A 17,808-nucleotide genomic window follows, 5' to 3' on the forward strand; every position below is an offset into this window, starting at 1 on the left:
CGACGAGGCTGGAGACATGCGCAGAGCGAAGATCGTGTGCACCATCGGACCCGCGACGGCGTCCCCGGAGAAGCTCCGGGAGCTGGTCGACGCGGGTATGGACGTGGCCCGGATCAACCGGAGCCACGGTGAGCAGTCGGAGCACGAGAACGTGTACCACGGGGTGCGCACGGCGGCGAAGGAGGCGGGACGCAACGTCGCCGTCCTCGTCGACCTGCAGGGCCCGAAGATCCGCCTCGGGCGGTTCGACGGTGACGAGAAGCACTTCCTCAACGAGGGCGACACCCTCACGATCACGACCGAGGACGTCGTGGGGACCCGTGAGCTCGTCTCCACCACGCACCAGGGTCTGCCGCAGGACGCCCGCGTCGGCGACCCGATCCTCATCGACGACGGCAAGGTCCGCGTGCGGGTCACCGCGGTCGAGGGTCCGCGTGTCGTCACCACGGTCGAGGTGCCCGGTCCGGTCTCCAACAACAAGGGCCTCAACCTGCCCGGCGTGGCGGTGTCCGTGCCCGCGCTGAGCGAGAAGGACACCGACGACCTGCGCTGGGCGCTGCGCATGGGCGCCGACCTCATCGCGCTGTCCTTCGTGCGCAACGCCGCCGACTACGACGACGTCCGCAAGATCATGGACGAGGAGGGCCGGGTCGTCCCGGTCATCGCCAAGATCGAGAAGCCGCAGGCCGTCGACAACCTCGACGAGGTCGTCGCCGCGTTCGACGGATTCATGGTCGCCCGTGGTGACCTCGCCGTCGAGATGCCCCTCGAGCAGGTGCCGCTCGTGCAGAAGCGGATCGTCGAGATGGCGCGGCGCAACGCCAAGCCCGTCATCGTCGCCACGCAGGTGCTGGAGTCGATGACCACCAGCCCCCGTCCGACCCGTGCCGAGGCCTCGGACTGCGCGAACGCGGTGCTGGACGGCGCCGACGCGGTCATGCTCTCCGGCGAGACGTCGGTGGGCGACTACCCGATCCTCACGGTCAAGACGATGGCCTCGATCATCGAGGCCACGGAGGGTGCGGGGCGCGAGCGCATCGCACCGCTCGGTTCCACGCCGCACACCCGCGGCGGCATCATCACGCGCGCAGCGGCGGAGATCGGTGCCTCGCTGGAGGCCAAGTACCTGGTCACCTTCACCCAGTCCGGCGACTCGGCCAAGCGCATGTCGCGCCTGCGGTCGGGCATCCCGCTGCTGGCCTTCACCCCGGAGGAGTCGGTCCGCAACGTCCTGGCCCTGACCTGGGGCACCGTCAGCTACCAGGTGCCGAAGGTCGGCTCGGTCGACGCGATGGTCAGCCAGGTCGACCAGACGCTCCAGGCCAACGGCCTGGCCGAGGTCGGCGACCGCGTCGTCATCGTCTCGGGAGCGCCGGTGGGCGTCCCGGGCACGACGAACTCGATCCTCGTGCACAAGGTCGGCAGCCAGACCGACGCCCACGCGATCGCCGAGTGACGCGCTCCGGCTGAGACGACGAGGGGCCCGGACCGCAGCTGCGGTCCGGGCCCTTTCGTGTGCCCCGGGTGGGATTCGAACCCACACTGGATCGGGTTTGAGCCGAACGCCTCTGCCGGTTGGGCTACCGGGGCGTGGAGGCTGCGCACCATCGAACCACACCGGCACGCACCGGCCCAATCCGCCCGGCGGTGACCGGGCCCGTGCGCACGGTCACACGTGGCGTCCGTCCCACGGGGTGCACGACCAGCGGCCCGGGGGATTACGATGTTCCCTGTGACCGACGAGAAGCTGCCGCTCGACCTGCCCCCGATGATCGACCAGGAGTCCGCCGCGTCGCCGGAGCAGGCGCCCGCCACGGGCAAGCCCGCGCGCCGTGCCGTCGTGGCCGAGGACGAGGCCCTCATCCGCATGGACGTCGTCGAGACGCTCCGGGAGGCCGGCTTCGACGTGGTCGGGGAGGCCGGCGACGGCGAGACGGCCGTCAACCTGGCGACCGAGCTCAAGCCCGACGTCGTGGTGATGGACGTCAAGATGCCCGAGCTGGACGGCATCTCCGCCGCGGAGCGCATCGGCAAGGCCCACGCCGCACCTGTCGTGCTGCTCACCGCCTTCTCCCAGACCGAGCTCGTCGAGCGCGCGCGTGACGCCGGCGCGATGGCCTACGTCGTCAAGCCGTTCACCCCGGCCGACCTGCTGCCCGCGGTCGAGATCGCGATCTCCCGCTACCAGCAGATCGGGGCGCTGGAGGCCGAGGTCGCCGACCTCCAGGACCGCTTCGAGACCCGCAAGCGGGTGGACCGGGCGAAGGGCCTGCTGATGACCAAGATGGGCCTGAGCGAGCCGGAGTCGTTCCGCTGGATCCAGAAGACGTCGATGGACCGTCGCCTGACCATGCGTGAGGTCGCCGACGCGGTGATCGACCAGGTCGGCGCCTCCTGAGCGTCGTTTGTGCAACTCCCCGGTGACGACTATCGTCACTGGGGAGTTGTGACGTTTCCGTGACCTCCCGGGCGTGGAGGTCGCCTCGAGTCGGGAGGGAGTTCCGATGCGTCGAGCGATCGAGGTCCGGTCCGCCGACGAGGACGACCTGTGGGTCGTGGCGGAGATGGCCGCCACGCACGGGCCGGAGACGCCGAACGGCGCCGGTGCCGACCCCCGACGCGCGCGCGAGCACCTGAGCGTGTTCGTCAGCGCCGGCGGAGAGGTGCTGGTCGCGCACAGCGAGCGCGGCGTCGTCGGGTTCCTGCTGGCCCGCCCGCTCGCCCCCCAGCTCTACGCGACGGCCCCCAGCCTGTACATCGACGCGATCCTCGTCGACCCGGGGGCCCGCCGGCAGGGCGTGGGGCGCGCGCTGCTCTCCGCGGCCCTGCGCCGGGCGACCGACGACGGCGCGGAGTACGTCTACTGCGCACCGGCCCCGGGCGCCCGGGAGGTGCAGCGCTTCCTGGCGCGGGTCGGCTTCGCCCCCGCGGCCGGGCACCGGGTCGTCTCCGTGGCGGCGCTGGCCCGGTGGCTCGGGCAGGAGCCGGCCGCCGGACCGACCCCGGCCCTGCGCCGTGACGGGGCGCGCACCCGGCGCGATGCGACCCGTGCCGCCATCGAGGACCTCGTCGCCCGGCGGCGCCGTGCGCGCGAGGCCGGCCTGCCGACCGGGCCTCTGGACCTCAGCGCCGTCCAGGAGCATCGCTCGACCGCGCCGAGCGGCCCCGGCGGTGCCGTCGGCCCCACCTCGCACGTCTCCTGACTCAGGCGTCCAGCACCAGGCACGTGAGGCGCGCGCTGGCGATCCGGCGACCGGCGTCGTCGGTGATCTCGATCTCGTAGGACGCCGTCGAGCGCCCGAGGTGGACGGCGGTCGCGACCCCGTGCACCGTCCCCTCGCGGGCCCCACGGTGGTGGGTGATGTTCAGCTCCGTGCCGACCGCCGCCCGCCCGGTGCCGGCGTGGATCTGCGCGGCGACGGAGCCGAGGGTCTCGGCCAGCGCGGCCGTCGCGCCGCCGTGCAGGAGCCCTGCCGGCTGGGTGTTGCCCGCCACGGGCATGCTGGCCGACGCGCCCTCGGCGCCCACCTCCAGCAGCTCGATGCCGGTGCGCTCGATCAACGTCCCCCGTGCGGCCTCGCGCCAGCCGGCCACGTCCTGCGGGAAGGAATCTCTGTCAGACATGGCAGATAGATTGGCACCCGTGACGACCTCAGCGCGAACCGCCGGCCGCCCCCGTCTGCTCCTCGTCGACGGGCACTCGATGGCCTACCGGGCCTTCTACGCCCTGCCGGACACCCTGGCCACGACGAGCGGACAGGTCACGAACGCCGTCTACGGCTTCACCTCGATGCTCACGAACCTGCTGCGCGACGAGGAACCGACGCACGTGGCCGTCGCCTTCGACGCGGGCCGCGTGACGTTCCGCACCGAGCGGTTCACCGAGTACAAGGCGCAGCGCGAGGCCACTCCCGAGGTCTTCCGCGGTCAGGTGCCGCTGATCCGGGAGGTGCTGGAGTCGCTGCGCATCCCGGCGCTGCAGCGCGAGGGCATCGAGGCCGACGACATCCTGGCGACCCTGGCGCGCCGCGGCACGGAGCAGGGGATGGAGGTGCTCGTCTGCTCCGGGGACCGCGACACGCTGCAGCTCGTCACCGAGGACGTCACCGTGCTCTACCCGAAGAAGGGGGTCTCGGAGCTGGCGCGGATGACGCCGGAGGCGGTCGAGGCCAAGTACAAGGTGCCGCCGCAGCGCTACCCCGACCTGGCGGCGCTCGTCGGGGAGACCAGCGACAACCTCCCCGGCATCCCGGGCGTCGGGCCCGGCGTCGCGGCGAAGTGGATCACCGAGTTCGGCGACCTGGACTCCCTGCTCGAGCGGCGCGACGAGGTCGGCGGCAAGCGGGGCGACGCCCTGCGGGAGCACGTCGACCAGGTCCGGCTGAACCGCGAGCTCAACGCGCTGCTCACCGACGTCGACCTCCCGCTCGGCATCGACGACCTGGCGGTGGCAGGTTTCGACCGCGAGGCGGTGCACCGTGTGTCCGACACCCTCGAGTTCGGCGCGCTGCGCGACCGTCTCCTGGCCGTCGACCCCGCCGGGGAGGACGCGAGCGCGTCACCGGCAGCGGGGATCCAGGTCGACCGGCACGTCGGTGCGCTGGCGGACTGGTTGGCGGGGCGCTCGGAGCAGCTCCTCGGGATCGACGTCACCGGCGTCCGGCGCCCCGGCGCCGGCGACGCCTGGCAGGTCGCGCTCGGCACCGCCGGCACCGACGGGCACGCCGAGGCCGTCGTGCTCGACCTGGCGGAGATCGACGCGGCCGACGAGCAGGCGCTGCTCGCGTGGCTGGCCGACCCCGGGGCCCCGAAGGCCGTGCACGGGGCCAAGGCGGCCTGGCACATGCTCTCCTCGCGGGGCGCGGACCTCGTCGGTGTCCAGGTGGACACCGAGCTCGCGGCGTACCTGTGCTACCCCGACCAGCGCGGCTACGACCTGGGCGACCTCGTCGTCCGGCACCTGGGTCGCGAGCTCGCCGTCGACGAGGGCGGTGCCCAGGGGGCGCTGGACCTGGACCTGGAGGCGGGGCCGCCCGGGGCCGACGCCGCCGCGCGCGCCGTCGCCGTCGTGGACCTCGCGGCAGCGCTGGGGGAGCGGCTCGTCGACCGCGGGGCGCGGGGCCTCCTCGACGACGTCGAGCTGCCGCTGTCCGCGGTGCTCGCGCGGATGGAGGCGACGGGGATCGCGGCGGACACGACCTTCCTCACCGAGCTCGAGCAGCTCTTCGCCGACCGGGTGGAGGCCTCGGCCGCCGAGGCGTACGACGTCATCGGCCGGGAGGTGAACCTCGGCAGCCCGAAGCAGCTCCAGGAGGTGCTCTTCGACCAGCTCGGCATGCCGAAGACGAAGAAGATCAAGACCGGGTACACCACGGACGCGGCGTCCCTGCAGGACCTCTTCGCCAAGACCGAGCACCCCTTCCTCGCGCACCTGCTCGCGCACCGTGACGCGGCGAGGCTGCGCACGACGGTCGAGGGCCTGCTCAAGGCGGTGCACCCCGACGGGCGTATCCGGACCACGTTCCAGCAGACCATCGCCGCGACCGGGCGCCTCAGCTCGACCGACCCGAACCTGCAGAACATCCCGATCCGCACCGAGGCCGGACGGCGCATCCGGCGCGCGTTCACCGTCGGCGAGGGGTACGCCGAGCTCGTCACCGCCGACTACAGCCAGATCGAGATGCGGATCATGGCGCACCTGTCCGGCGACGAGGGGCTCATCGAGGCGTTCCGCACCGGTGAGGACCTGCACCGGTACGTCGGCTCGCGGGTCTTCGACGTCGCGCCGGAGGACGTGTCGCCCGAGATGCGCGCCAAGGTCAAGGCGATGAGCTACGGGCTCGCGTACGGGCTCAGCGCGTTCGGCCTGTCCCAGCAGCTGACCGTCCCCACCGCCGAGGCGCAGGCGCTGATGGACGACTACTTCACCCGCTTCGGCGGGGTGCGCGACTACCTCACCGGGGTCGTCGACGAGGCCCGGGCCACCGGCTACACCGCCACGATCCTCGGGCGCCGCCGCTACCTGCCGGACCTGACCAGCGACAACCGCCAGCGGCGGCAGATGGCCGAGCGGATGGCGCTCAACGCCCCGATCCAGGGCAGCGCCGCCGACATCATCAAGCTCGCGATGCTCGGGGTCCAGCGCGAGCTCGACGAGAAGGAGCTGCGGTCCCGGCTGCTGCTGCAGGTCCACGACGAGCTCGTCGTCGAGGTCGCCGCGGGGGAGCGGGAGGTCGTCGAGGACGTGCTGCGCCGCCAGATGTGCGGTGCCGTCGAGCTCGACGTCCCGCTCGACGTCTCGGTCGGCTCCGGCCAGACGTGGCACGACGCGGCCCACTGACCCGGCGCGCCGCCCGGGACGGGTCGGCTCAGTCCTTCGTCGTGACGAACACGGCGGTGCCGGGCAGGTAGTGACCGCGCTCGGGGCCCCACCCGCCCCAGGACGCCGTGTTCCACGCCGGCCACTCCGGCTCCACGACGTCCCGCAGGCGCAGCCCGGCCGCCGCGACGTCGCGGACGTGGTCCCCGAGGGTGCGGTGGTACTCGACGTAGACGACGTGGCCGCCGTCGGTCTCGACGTACGGTCGGCGGTCGAAGTAGGAGCGGTGCGCCGTCAGGCCCGCGAGCGTGGGGTCGTCCGGGAAGGCCCAGCGCACCGGGTGCGTGACGGAGAAGACCCACCGGCCGCCGGCGCGCAGAACCCGTGCCGCCTCGGCGTGCACGCGGTGGGCGTCCGGGACGAACGGGATCGCCCCGAACGACGTGAACACGACGTCGAACGTCCCGTCGGCGAAGGGCAGATCCCGCGCGTCGGCCTCGACCAGCGGTACCGGGGTGCCGCTGCGCCGCGAGATCCGGGCCGCCGCCTCCAGCATCGCCGGGGCGACGTCGGTGGCGACCACGTCCGCGCCGCGGGCGGCGAGCCATCGCGAGCAGTGCGCCGCCCCGGCGCCGACCTCGAGCACACGGGACCCCGCGGGAGGCCCGAGCAGCGTGGCCTCGCCCTCCGTCAGGCCCTCGGGACCCCAGCGGAACCCGGCGTCCCCGAGGAAGTCGCCGTGGTCGCCCAGGTACTCCTCGGCGTGGGCGTCCCACCACCGGCGGGCGGCCGTGCCGTCGTCGTCGGTGGGCCGGTATCCGAACCATGGGTCGCTCACGTCCCACATCCTGTCACCCGACACCTCGACGACACACGGTCCGGATAATCTCGAGGTGCCCGCCCCCACGACACCGAGGAGAAGACCGTGCGCGTAGGACTGCTGACCGGAGGCGGGGACGTCCCCGGCCTCAACGCCGTGATCAGGGCCGTGGTCAAGCGGGGCGAGGGCGAGCACGGTCACAGCATCGTGGGCTTCCGCCACGGGTGGCGCGGCCTCGCCGACGGCGACGTGATGCCTCTGACCCGCTCCCACATCCGCAACGTGCTGCCCACCGGCGGCACGCTGCTGGGCACCGCGCGCTACCACCCGCACTCCGACGACGGGGGGCTGGACGCCGTCCGCGCGACGCTGGAGGAGGAGCGGATCGAGGCGTTGATCTGCATCGGCGGCGACGGCACGCTGCACGCGGCGAGCAAGGTCGCCGAGTCCGGGGTCAAGATCGTGGCCGTGCCCAAGACGATCGACAACGACGTCTGGGGCACGGACCGGTCCATCGGCTTCGACACCGCGGTGAGCATCGCCACCGAGGCGGTCGACAGGATCCACACCACCGCCGAGAGCCACAACCGGGTGATGATCGTCGAGGTCATGGGTCGGCACGCCGGCTGGATCGCCGCGACCGCCGGCATCGCGGGCGGCGCCGAGCTGGTGCTCGCGCCGGAGGAGCCCTTCGACATCGACCGGGTCGTGCGGTTCCTGCAGCACCGGCACCGCGCCCACGCCAGCTTCTCGATCATCGTCGTGGCGGAGGGCGCCGTGCCGATGGAGGGCTCGTCCATGACCTACGAGACCCGGCTCGGTCCCTTCGGGGAGATCGTGGCCGGGGCGATCAGCGAACGGCTCGGTGCCGAGATCGCCGCGCGCACCGGCTTCGACACCCGGGTGACGATCCTGGGTCACGTCCAGCGGGGCGGGACCCCGACGCCGGCGGACCGGATCCTCGGCTCGCGGATGGGTGTCGCGGCGATCGACGCGGTCTCGGCGGGGGAGTCCGGCGTCATGACGGCGCTGCGCGGTGACGACGTCGTGCTGGTCCCGCTGTCGGAGATCGCCGGGAAGGTCAAGCAGGTCCCTGCCGAGATGCTCGAGGTCGCGCGCGCCCTGGCGTGAGCTGGGCGCCGTGGGGGGGTGACGGGACTCTCCGTGCCCGCCGTCTGCCCGGCGTTGACCCCCTCAGGTGGCCCGGATAAGATTGCCGGTGGTGCAGTGCGCCTGAGCGCGTGTGTCGACCCGCTGATCCGGGCCTCGTGACCCGGACGTCGTGACGGGGACGGCGCCGCTGGGGACAGCTGCACCACGACCATGTCCGTACTACGCCCTGTCCGCATCGGAGCTACCACTCAATGACCATCTCCACCACGAAGTCCGCCCCGCAGGTCGCCGTCAACGACATCGGCACCGAAGAGGACTTCCTTGCCGCCGTCGACTCCACCATCAAGTACTTCAACGATGGTGACATCGTCGAAGGCACGATCGTCAAGGTCGACCGCGACGAGGTCCTCCTCGACATCGGCTACAAGACGGAGGGCGTGATCCCGTCTCGTGAGCTGTCCATCAAGCACGACGTGGACCCGGGCGAGGTTGTCGCCGTCGGCGACGCCGTCGAGGCCCTCGTCCTCCAGAAGGAGGACAAGGAAGGCCGTCTGATCCTGTCCAAGAAGCGCGCACAGTACGAGCGCGCCTGGGGCACGATCGAGCAGATCAAGGAGGACGACGGCGTCGTCACCGGCACCGTCATCGAGGTCGTCAAGGGCGGCCTCATCCTCGACATCGGCCTGCGGGGCTTCCTGCCGGCCTCGCTCGTCGAGATGCGTCGCGTCCGCGACCTCGCGCCGTACGTCGGCCGCGAGATCGAGGCCAAGATCATCGAGCTGGACAAGAACCGCAACAACGTGGTCCTGTCCCGCCGCGCCTGGCTCGAGCAGACGCAGTCCGAGGTCCGTTCCACCTTCCTGCAGACGCTGCAGAAGGGTCAGGTGCGCCCGGGTGTCGTCTCCTCGATCGTCAACTTCGGTGCGTTCGTCGACCTCGGTGGGGTCGACGGCCTGGTGCACGTCTCCGAGCTGTCCTGGAAGCACATCGACCACCCGTCCGAGGTCGTCGAGGTCGGCCAGGAGGTCACGGTCGAGGTGCTCGACGTCGACTTCGACCGCGAGCGCGTCTCCCTGTCGCTGAAGGCGACGCAGGAGGACCCGTGGCAGACCTTCGCCCGTACCCACGCCATCGGCCAGGTCGTGCCGGGCAAGGTCACCAAGCTGGTGCCGTTCGGTGCGTTCGTCCGTGTCGAGGACGGCATCGAGGGTCTGGTGCACATCTCCGAGCTGGCGGTCCGCCACGTCGAGCTGCCCGAGCAGGTCGTCCAGGTGGGTGCCGAGGTCTTCGTCAAGGTCATCGACATCGACCTCGAGCGTCGCCGCATCTCGCTGTCGCTCAAGCAGGCCAACGAGGGCATGGACCCGGAGTCCGAGGACTTCGACCCGGCGCTCTACGGCATGGCTGCCGAGTACGACGAGAACGGCGAGTACAAGTACCCCGAGGGCTTCGACCCCGAGACGAACGAGTGGCTCGAGGGCTTCGAGACCCAGCGTGAGGCCTGGGAGGCCGAGTACGCCAAGGCGCACTCCCGCTGGGAGGCGCACCGCGAGCAGGTGCGTGCGGCCCTCTCGGCCGACGCCGACGCCGCGGCCGGCGACGTCGTCTCCGGCGGTTCGTCCTCGTCCTCCTCGTCCTACTCCTCGGCTGCCCCGGCCCCGGAGGAGGACACCGGCGGCACGCTGGCGTCCGACGAGGCTCTCGCCGCGCTGCGCGAGAAGCTGACCGGCAACTGATCCGGCGTCCCGGGAGTCGCACGACCCCCGGGTGCCTGATCGACGGCCCGTCGTCCCCGCTGGGGGACGACGGGCCGTCGCTGTGTTGTGGGCATGAATTCTGCAGTGGGAAAGGTGCGTCCCACTGCAGAATTCATGCCCACAACTGTTGAGGCGACGGTCAGGAGCTCTCGCGGTCCGCGAACTGCGCGCGGTAGACGTCGGCGTAGCGCCCGCCCGCCGCGAGCAGGTCCACGTGCGTGCCCTGCTCGACCACGCGCCCGTCGTCGAGCACGACGATCCGGTCGGCGTGCCGCACCGTCGAGAGCCGGTGGGCGATGACGAGCGCGGTGCGTCCTGCCAGCGCGACGTCGAGCGCGGCCTGGACGGCGGCCTCCGACTCGGTGTCGAGGTGCGCGGTGGCCTCGTCGAGCACGATGACGTCCGGCCCCTTGAGCAGGACCCTCGCGATCGCGAGCCGCTGGCGCTCCCCGCCGGAGAGGCGGTAGCCGCGGTCGCCGACCACGGTCTCCAGACCGTCGGGCATGTCCTCGACGAGGCGCCACAGGTGCGCCGCCCGCAGCGCCTGCTCGAGATCGGCGTCCGAGGCGTCGGGCCGGGCGTAGCGCAGGTTGGCGGCCACGGTGTCGTGGAAGAGGTGCGCCTCCTGCGACACGACGCCCACGGTGCGGCGCAACGAGGCGAACGAGGCCCGGCGCAGGTCCGTCCCCGCGATCCGGATGCTGCCCGAGGTCGGGTCGTACAGCCGGCTGACGAGCTGGGACAGCGTCGTCTTCCCCGCGCCCGACGGACCCACCAGCGCGACCATCGCGCCGGCCGGGACCTCGAACGACACGTCCCGCAGGGTGTCCTCCTCGGGGTCCTTGCGCGCCGCGGCCACCGACTCCAGGGAGGCCAGCGAGACCTCGTCGGCCCGGGGATAGCGGAACGTCACGCCGTCCAGCTCGATGCGTGCGCCCTGCGCACGCACGGACTCGCGCAGGTCCACGGCGTCCGGCGCCTCGGTCAGCGCCGGCCGCAGGTCGAGGACCTCCAGGACCCGCTCGAAGCTCACCAGCGCCGTCATGACGTCGACCTGCACGTTCGACAGCGCCGACAACGGGGCGTACAGCCGGCCGAGGTAGGCCGTCAGCGCCACGAGCGTGCCGACGGTGAGCTCCCCGGCGATCGCCTGCAGCCCGCCGACCCCGTACACCAGGGCGATGGCGACGGAGGCGAGCGTCGTCAGGCCGACCCGGAACCACGTCGCGTAGACGGCGCGGCGGACACCGACGTCGCGCAGCAGCCGGACCTGGTCGGCGTAGGCCGCGGACTCGCGGTCGGGCTCGCCGAACACCTTGGCGAGCTGGGCCCCGGCGACGTTGAAGCGTTCGTTCATCGTCTGCCCGACGTCCGCGTTCAGCTCGTAGGTCGTGCGGGTCAGGGACGCCAGGCGCCGTCCGAACCAGCGCGCCGGCAGCACGAACCCCGGGACCAGGAGCAGCGCGAGCAGGGTCAGCTGCCAGGACATGACGAGCATCGCGGCCAGCGTGAACGCCACCGTGAGCCCGTTGGAGACGACCGACTGCAACGTCGCGGTGAACGCCTGCTGGGCCCCGAGCACGTCGCCGTTGAGACGCTGCACGAGCGCGCCGGTGCGGGCGCGGGCGAAGAACGCGAGCGGCATGCGCTGGACGTGGTCGAACACGGCGGTGCGCAGGTCCACGATGAGGCCCTCGCCGACGACGGCGGCCACCCACCGCTCGGCGAGCGAGAGCCCGGCGCCGGCGAGCGCGAGCCCCACCGTGGCCGCCGCGAGCACGACGACGAGCTGCCGGTCGCCCTCGGCGATCCCGTCGTCGATGATGCGGCGGAACAGCAGCGGCGTGACGGCCCCCGCCGCGGAGCTCAGGGCCAGCAGGGCCACGAGCCCCGCCAGGTGGCGGCGATAGGGGCGGGCGAACGCCAGGATGCGGCGCACCGTCGGCCGGGACAGCCGACGGTCGGTGACCGACCGGTCCTGCAGGAAGGAACGCATCGGGCCGGCGCCGGGGCCCCCGGTCGGTCGTGCCGTGCCCGGGCCGGGTCCGTTCGCACTCATGGCGGGAAGCCTACGGTCCGGGCAGGATGGTCCTCATGTTTCGGATGGGGCTCACAGGAGGGATCGCGGCCGGGAAGTCGGTGGCCGCGCAGCGGCTGGCCGACCTGGGGGCGGTCGTGATCGACCACGACCTGCTGGCGCGCGACGCCGTGGCGCCCGGGTCCGTGGGGCTGGCCGAGGTCGTCGACGTGTTCGGCCCGGGCGTCCTGGCGGCCGACGGATCGCTGGACCGGCCGGCCCTCGGGCGGCTGGTCTTCGCCGACGACGAGAAGCGCCGTCGGCTGGAGGGGATCATCCACCCCGAGGTCCGTCGCCTGGCCGCCGAGCACGAGGCTGCGGCCGGGGCGGCCGACCCGCAGGCGGTCGTCGTGCACGACATCCCGCTGCTGGTCGAGACGGGGCAGTCGGACCGGTTCCACCTGCTGGTGGTGGTGGACACCCCGGCGGAGCAGCGGGTGGCGCGCCTGGTGGAGACGCGCGGGCTGCCCGAGACCGAGGCCCGCGAGCGCGTGGCGGCGCAGGCCGGGGACGGGGAGCGCCGGGCGCAGGCGGACGTGCTCCTGGACGGGACCGGGTCCCCGGACGACCTCCGCCGGCAGGTCGACGAGCTGTGGGTGCGCGTGCGCCAGGAGGTGTCCGAGGAGCTGGAGGCCGAGGAGCTGGGAGGCTGACGTCCGTCACCCGGTAGTCTGCTGCCGGATCGGAGGTGGACGTGTGCGCGTGCTGGTGACGGGTTTCGAGCCGTTCGGCGGTGACGCCGTCAACGAGTCGTGGCAGGCCGTGACGGCGCTGGCCGACGGCTGGCGCGCGGAGCGCGACGGCGCCGAGCTGGTCACGGCGCGGCTCCCGGTGACGTTCACCGACGGGCCCGGCGCCCTGGTCCGGCTGGTGCGCGAGGTCGAGCCGGCCGTGGTGGTGGCCACGGGGCTGGCGGCCGGGACACCGGCCGTGCGTCTGGAGCGCGTCGCGATCAACCTCGTGGACGCGCGGATCCCGGACAACGCCGCCTCGCAGCCGATCGACGAGGCGGTGGTCCCCGGCGGCCCGGCCGCCTACTTCTCGACGCTGCCGATCAAGGCGTCGCTGCGCGCGGCGGAGCGCGTCGAGGTGCCGACGGTCGCCAGCCACACGGCGGGCACGTACGTGTGCAACGCGGTGTTCTACGCCCTGCAGCACGCGGTGGCCGACCGGCCGGAGGTGCGATCCGGGTTCGTGCACGTCCCGCGGGCGGCGCAGCTCGACCCGGCCGCGTCGGCGCGGGTGCTGCGAACCGTCGTCCTCACCGCGGCGGCCGCCGTGCGGGGGCAGCTCTCCGAGCCGCGGGTCGCGGCGGGCGCCGAGCACTGACCCGCGCGGTCGGTCGATGTCGGCAGCGGGCCGTACCGTGGTGCCATGCGACCCGTGACCGACCTGCAGCGGACCGTGGCCCCGTTCGAGGTGGTCTCGGAGTACCGGCCCAGCGGCGACCAGCCCACCGCCATCGCCGAGCTCACCGAACGGATCCGTGCGGGGGAGAAGGACACCGTCCTGCTCGGCGCCACCGGTACCGGCAAGAGCGCCACGACCGCCTGGTTGATCGAGCAGCTCCAGCGTCCGACGCTCATCATGGCGCCCAACAAGACGCTCGCCGCCCAGCTCGCCACCGAGTTCCGCGAGCTGCTGCCGAACAACGCCGTCGAGTACTTCGTCTCGTACTACGACTACTACCAGCCCGAGGCGTACATCGCGCAGACCGACACCTACATCGAGAAGGACTCCTCGATCAACGACGAGGTCGAGCGGCTGCGGCACTCGGCGACGTCGTCGCTGCTGACGCGACGGGACACCGTCGTCGTGGCGTCGGTCTCGTGCATCTACGGGCTGGGCACGCCGCAGGAGTACGTCGACCGCATGGTGCGTCTCGCCGTCGGCGACGTCGTCGACCGTGACGACCTGCTGCGCCAGTTCGTGCAGATGCAGTACACCCGCAACGACATGTCCTTCACCCGCGGCACCTTCCGGGTGCGCGGCGACACCGTGGAGATCATCCCGGTGTACGAGGAGCTCGCCGTACGCATCGAGATGTTCGGCGACGAGATCGAGTCGATCCAGACGCTGCACCCGATCTCCGGCGAGGTGGTCCGGGACGAGCAGAGCATCTACCTGTTCCCCGCGACGCACTACGTCGCCGGTCCGGAACGCATGGAGCGAGCGGTCGCCTCCATCGAGGCCGAGCTCGCCGAGCGGCTCGCCGACCTGGAGAAGCAGAACAAGCTGCTCGAGGCCCAGCGGCTGCGCATGCGCACCACCTACGACATCGAGATGATGCGCTCGATCGGGACGTGCAACGGCATCGAGAACTACTCGCGGCACATCGACGGCCGCGAGGCCGGTTCGCCGCCGAACACGCTGCTCGACTACTTCCCCGAGGACTTCCTGCTCGTCATCGACGAGTCGCACGTGACGGTGCCGCAGATCGGCGCCATGTTCGAGGGCGACATGTCGCGCAAGCGCTCCCTGGTCGACCACGGCTTCCGCCTGCCCAGCGCGACGGACAACCGGCCGCTGCGCTGGGAGGAGTTCGTCGAGCGGATCGGGCAGACGGTCTACCTCTCGGCCACCCCGGGCGACTACGAGCTGTCCATGTCCGACGGCGTCGTGGAGCAGATCATCCGTCCCACCGGGCTCGTCGACCCGGAGGTCCTCGTCAAGCCGACGACCGGCCAGATCGACGACCTGCTCGGCGAGATCCGCGACCGGGTGGACCGCGACGAGCGCGTCCTGGTCACCACCCTGACGAAGAAGATGGCCGAGGACCTCACGGACTACCTCCTCGGCAAGGACGTGCGGGTGCGCTACCTGCACTCCGAGGTGGACACGCTGCGGCGCGTGGAGCTGCTGCGCGAGCTGCGCCTCGGCGAGTACGACGTCCTGGTCGGCATCAACCTGCTGCGCGAGGGCCTCGACCTGCCGGAGGTGTCGCTCGTCGCGATCCTCGACGCCGACAAGGAGGGGTTCCTGCGCTCCGAGCGGTCCCTGATCCAGACCATCGGTCGTGCGGCGCGCAACGTCACCGGCCAGGTCCACATGTACGCGGACAAGGTCACGCCCGCGATGCAGTTCGCCCTGGACGAGACGAACCGCCGGCGGGACAAGCAGCTCGCCTTCAACGCCGAGCACGGCATCGACCCGCAGCCGCTGCGCAAGAAGATCGCCGACGTCACGGACATGCTCGCCCGTGAGGACATCGACACGGCCCAGCTGCTGGCGGGTGGCTACCGCAAGGCGCCGGACCACGGAGACCGGGGCGGGGCACCCGTGCCGGGTGCGCCGAAGGAGGGTGCGACGTCCGGCAACCGGCTCGCCGGCTTGGCCGCGACCGAGCTCGCCGAGCTCATCCAGGAGCTCAGTGACCAGATGCACACCGCGGCGGGTGAGCTGCAGTTCGAGGTCGCCGCGCGCCTGCGTGACGAGATCGGCGGCCTGAAGAAGGAGCTCCGCCAGATGCGCGAGGCCACCGCCTGACGACGGGCCCCGGTGGTCGTCGCGACCTCGTGACGTATGCTGGGGCGCACCGAGGAGGGGAGTATCTCCCAAGCGGTGAGGTCGTCATCACGGCCGGCTCTGACGCCGGTTCGGCCCGCCCGCCCGTGACGGCTGTCGCCGGGTGAGAGAGACCTCCGGTGCCCCGTCCTACGTACCGGAGGTCAACCCGTGGACGTGCCCGTCTGGGCCTGGATCGTCACCGTCGCTGCGATCCTGGCCATGCTCGCCATCGACTACGTGGGTCACGTGCGCACCCCGCACGCTCCGACGCTGAAGGAGTCGGCCTGGTGGTCGCTGGCCTACGTGGCCGTCGCGCTGCTCTTCGGGGTGGTCGTCCTGGTCGCCTGGGGGCCGACGTACGGCGGGGAGTACTTCGCCGGCTACATCACCGAGAAGTCGCTCAGCGTGGACAACCTGTTCGTGTTCGTGCTGATCATGACCAGCTTCCGGGTGCCGCGTGAGCACCAGCAGCGGGTCCTGCTCATCGGCATCACCATCGCCCTGGTGCTGCGCACGATCTTCATCCTCGCCGGCGCCGCGCTCATCGCGAACTTCGCCTGGATCTTCTACGTCTTCGGTGCCTTCCTCATCTGGACGGCGATCGCGCAGGCCCGCGCGGGGACCGACCACGACGACGAGTACAGCGAGAACGCCGTGCTGCGGCTGACCCGCAAGATCTTCCCGACGACGGACGACTACGTCGAGCACCGGCTGACGACGACGATCGACGGCAAGCGGTACATCACGCCGATGCTCATCGTGATGATCGCGATCGGCAGCGCCGACCTGCTCTTCGCCGTCGACTCCATCCCCGCCATCTTCGGGCTCACCCAGGAGACGTACCTCGTCTTCGCGGCGAACGCCTTCTCCCTGCTGGGTCTGCGCCAGCTCTACTTCCTCGTCGACGGCCTGCTGGACCGCCTGGTCTTCCTCAACTACGGGCTGGCCGCGATCCTCGGCTTCATCGGCGTCAAGCTCGTGATCCACGCGCTGCACACCAACGAGCTGCCGTTCGTCAACGGTGGCGAGCACGTCGAGGCCATCCCCGAGATCCCGACCGCCGTCTCGCTGTCGTTCATCGTGATGGTCCTGGCGGTCACCACCGTCGCCTCGCTGTACAAGAGTCGCCGTGAGGAGCGGGTGGGTGCGTCGCCGGGCAGCGACGCGTGATCCACGAGCTGCCGGTCTGGTTCGAGGCGGTCTCCCTCGCCCTGATGGGCACGGTGCTGATCGTCGACCTCGCCGTCGTCGCCCGGCGCCCGCACGTGCCCTCGATGCGCGAGTCCGCGGCGTGGGTGACCCTCTACGTCGGCCTGGCCCTGGTCTACGGACTCCTCGTCTGGGTCGTGGGCGGGGCGCAGCCCGCCGGGGAGTTCTACGCCGGCTGGGTCACGGAGTACTCGCTGAGCGTCGACAACCTGTTCGTCTTCGTGCTCATCATGTCCCGGTTCGCGGTGCCCCGGCAGCACCAGCAGCACGTGCTGATGCTCGGCATCATCGTCGCGCTCGTGCTGCGCGGCGCGTTCATCCTCGCCGGTGCCGCGCTGCTGGAGCAGTTCACCTGGCTCTTCTACCTGTTCGGTGCGTTCCTGGTCTACACGGCGGTCAAGCTCGCCGTCGGGGGCGAGGAGGACGAGGAGTTCCGGGAGAACGTCGCCGTCCGCGCGCTGCGCCGGGTGCTGCCGCTGAGCCCGGGCTACGACGGCGCCAAGGTGCGGACCGTCGTCGAGGGGCGCCGGGTGTGGACCCCGATGCTCGTCGTGTTCGTGGCGATCGGGACGACCGACCTGCTCTTCGCCTTCGACTCGATCCCGGCGATCTTCGGCCTCACCCAGGACCCCTTCATCGTGTTCGCCACGAACCTCTTCGCGCTCATGGGGCTGCGCCAGCTCTACTTCCTGCTCGGCGGCCTGCTCGACCGGCTCGTCTACCTCCCGGTCGCCCTGGCCGTGGTCCTGGGGTTCATCGGCGTCAAGCTGGTGCTCGAGGCCCTGCACGCCAACACGGTGCCGTTCATCAACGGTGGCGCGCCGGTGCCGTGGGCGCCCGAGGTGCCCATCTGGCTCTCGCTGGTGGTCATCGTCGGCGCGCTGGCCGTCGCGACCGTGGCCAGCCTGTGGCGCACGCGTCGCCTGGCGACGCTGGCGGCCCGGGAGCGGCTGGAGGCGGAGCAGGACTGACCCGGTACCGGGGAGCGAGGGGACGGCGGCCCCGC

14 protein-coding genes and 1 tRNA gene are annotated in these 17,808 nt (G+C 71.8%); 11 read left to right on the forward strand and 4 right to left on the reverse strand.

Annotated elements, in window-relative coordinates:
• Window positions 1–16: 16 nt before the first annotated feature.
• Window positions 17–1,456, forward strand: a complete 1,440-nt coding sequence (gene pyk / locus Q6347_RS08480) for a pyruvate kinase (protein WP_171248301.1) — start codon at window positions 17–19, stop codon at window positions 1,454–1,456.
• Between the two features lie 60 nt (window positions 1,457–1,516).
• Here pyk and Q6347_RS08485 read toward each other — a convergent pair.
• Window positions 1,517–1,590, reverse strand: a tRNA-Leu gene (locus Q6347_RS08485).
• A gap of 178 nt (window positions 1,591–1,768) precedes the next feature.
• Between Q6347_RS08485 and Q6347_RS08490 the strand changes: the two genes are divergently transcribed.
• Together Q6347_RS08490 and Q6347_RS08495 are read left to right on the forward strand one after the other, a co-directional pair.
• Window positions 1,769–2,398: an ANTAR domain-containing response regulator gene (locus Q6347_RS08490; RefSeq protein ID WP_246246285.1), complete on the forward strand. Its 630-nt coding sequence runs from the start codon at window positions 1,769–1,771 to the stop codon at window positions 2,396–2,398.
• A gap of 106 nt (window positions 2,399–2,504) precedes the next feature.
• The gene (locus tag Q6347_RS08495) at window positions 2,505–3,203 is read left to right on the forward strand and encodes a GNAT family N-acetyltransferase (protein ID WP_304607137.1); all 699 of its coding nucleotides are present in this window, start codon (window positions 2,505–2,507) and stop codon (window positions 3,201–3,203) included.
• Window position 3,204: 1 nt separating this feature from the next.
• Here Q6347_RS08495 and Q6347_RS08500 read toward each other — a convergent pair whose 3' ends face one another.
• Window positions 3,205–3,624, reverse strand: a complete 420-nt coding sequence (locus Q6347_RS08500; protein ID WP_304607138.1) for a PaaI family thioesterase — start codon at window positions 3,622–3,624, stop codon at window positions 3,205–3,207.
• On the opposite strand from Q6347_RS08500, the gene polA reads away from it, so the two are divergent.
• Entirely contained in the window at window positions 3,623–6,340 is a 2,718-nt protein-coding gene (gene polA / locus Q6347_RS08505) for a DNA polymerase I (protein WP_304607139.1), read from the forward strand. The two genes, Q6347_RS08500 and polA, sit on opposite strands and share 2 nt — an antisense overlap.
• A 28-nt stretch (window positions 6,341–6,368) precedes the next feature.
• On the opposite strand, the gene Q6347_RS08510 is transcribed toward polA, so the two are convergent.
• The gene (locus Q6347_RS08510; RefSeq protein WP_369810823.1) at window positions 6,369–7,157 is read right to left on the reverse strand and encodes a class I SAM-dependent methyltransferase; all 789 of its coding nucleotides are present in this window, start codon (window positions 7,155–7,157) and stop codon (window positions 6,369–6,371) included.
• An 87-nt stretch (window positions 7,158–7,244) separates the two neighbouring features.
• On the opposite strand from Q6347_RS08510, the gene Q6347_RS08515 reads away from it, so the two are divergent.
• Both Q6347_RS08515 and rpsA read left to right on the forward strand, forming a co-directional pair.
• On the forward strand, window positions 7,245–8,270 hold the full coding sequence (locus Q6347_RS08515) for a 6-phosphofructokinase (protein WP_304607141.1): 1,026 nt from the start codon (window positions 7,245–7,247) through the stop codon (window positions 8,268–8,270).
• Window positions 8,271–8,503: 233 nt separating this feature from the next.
• Window positions 8,504–9,988, forward strand: coding sequence for a 30S ribosomal protein S1 (gene rpsA, locus Q6347_RS08520; RefSeq protein WP_171245683.1), 1,485 nt, complete (start codon window positions 8,504–8,506; stop codon window positions 9,986–9,988).
• Between the two features lie 160 nt (window positions 9,989–10,148).
• Here the strand turns inward: rpsA and Q6347_RS08525 are convergent, their stop codons facing one another.
• Window positions 10,149–12,068: an ABC transporter ATP-binding protein gene (locus Q6347_RS08525; RefSeq protein ID WP_304604014.1), complete on the reverse strand. Its 1,920-nt coding sequence runs from the start codon at window positions 12,066–12,068 to the stop codon at window positions 10,149–10,151.
• Window positions 12,069–12,103: 35 nt separating this feature from the next.
• Between Q6347_RS08525 and coaE the strand changes: the two genes are divergently transcribed.
• The 5 genes from coaE (at window position 12,104) to Q6347_RS08550 (ending at window position 17,773) form a co-directional block, all read left to right on the forward strand.
• Window positions 12,104–12,739 carry a dephospho-CoA kinase gene (coaE, locus tag Q6347_RS08530; RefSeq protein WP_304607155.1) on the forward strand — a complete coding sequence of 212 codons (636 nt, stop codon included), beginning with the start codon at window positions 12,104–12,106 and terminating at the stop codon, window positions 12,737–12,739.
• 43 nt (window positions 12,740–12,782) lie between these two features.
• A complete protein-coding gene (locus Q6347_RS08535) occupies window positions 12,783–13,415 on the forward strand; it encodes a pyroglutamyl-peptidase I (protein WP_304604012.1) in 633 nt (210 codons plus the stop codon).
• A 45-nt stretch (window positions 13,416–13,460) separates the two neighbouring features.
• Entirely contained in the window at window positions 13,461–15,572 is a 2,112-nt protein-coding gene (gene uvrB / locus Q6347_RS08540) for an excinuclease ABC subunit UvrB (protein WP_304607142.1), read from the forward strand.
• A 189-nt stretch (window positions 15,573–15,761) separates the two neighbouring features.
• The gene (locus Q6347_RS08545) at window positions 15,762–16,763 is read left to right on the forward strand and encodes a TerC family protein (RefSeq protein ID WP_304607143.1); all 1,002 of its coding nucleotides are present in this window, start codon (window positions 15,762–15,764) and stop codon (window positions 16,761–16,763) included.
• Window positions 16,760–17,773: a TerC family protein gene (locus tag Q6347_RS08550; protein WP_369810824.1), complete on the forward strand. Its 1,014-nt coding sequence runs from the start codon at window positions 16,760–16,762 to the stop codon at window positions 17,771–17,773. The genes Q6347_RS08545 and Q6347_RS08550 overlap by 4 nt, the downstream gene beginning before the upstream one ends.
• Window positions 17,774–17,808: the final 35 nt, after the last annotated feature.

The organism is Isoptericola sp. b408 (genome assembly GCF_030588085.1).
Classification (GTDB): Bacteria; Actinomycetota; Actinomycetes; order Actinomycetales; family Cellulomonadaceae; genus Isoptericola; species Isoptericola sediminis.

Excerpts from the sequence above, each read along its gene's own strand:
- pyk (WP_171248301.1), top strand. The coding sequence starts at position 17 with ATGCGCAGAGCGAAGATCGTGTGCACCATCGGACCCGCGACGGCGTCC.
- Q6347_RS08490 (WP_246246285.1), top strand. The coding sequence starts at position 1,769 with ATGATCGACCAGGAGTCCGCCGCGTCGCCGGAGCAGGCGCCCGCCACG.
- Q6347_RS08495 (WP_304607137.1), top strand. The coding sequence starts at position 2,505 with ATGCGTCGAGCGATCGAGGTCCGGTCCGCCGACGAGGACGACCTGTGG.
- polA (WP_304607139.1), top strand. The coding sequence starts at position 3,623 with ATGGCAGATAGATTGGCACCCGTGACGACCTCAGCGCGAACCGCCGGC.
- Q6347_RS08500 (WP_304607138.1), bottom strand. The coding sequence starts at position 3,624 with ATGTCTGACAGAGATTCCTTCCCGCAGGACGTGGCCGGCTGGCGCGAG.
- rpsA (WP_171245683.1), top strand. The coding sequence starts at position 8,504 with ATGACCATCTCCACCACGAAGTCCGCCCCGCAGGTCGCCGTCAACGAC.
- Q6347_RS08525 (WP_304604014.1), bottom strand. The coding sequence starts at position 12,068 with ATGAGTGCGAACGGACCCGGCCCGGGCACGGCACGACCGACCGGGGGC.
- coaE (WP_304607155.1), top strand. The coding sequence starts at position 12,104 with ATGTTTCGGATGGGGCTCACAGGAGGGATCGCGGCCGGGAAGTCGGTG.
- uvrB (WP_304607142.1), top strand. The coding sequence starts at position 13,461 with ATGCGACCCGTGACCGACCTGCAGCGGACCGTGGCCCCGTTCGAGGTG.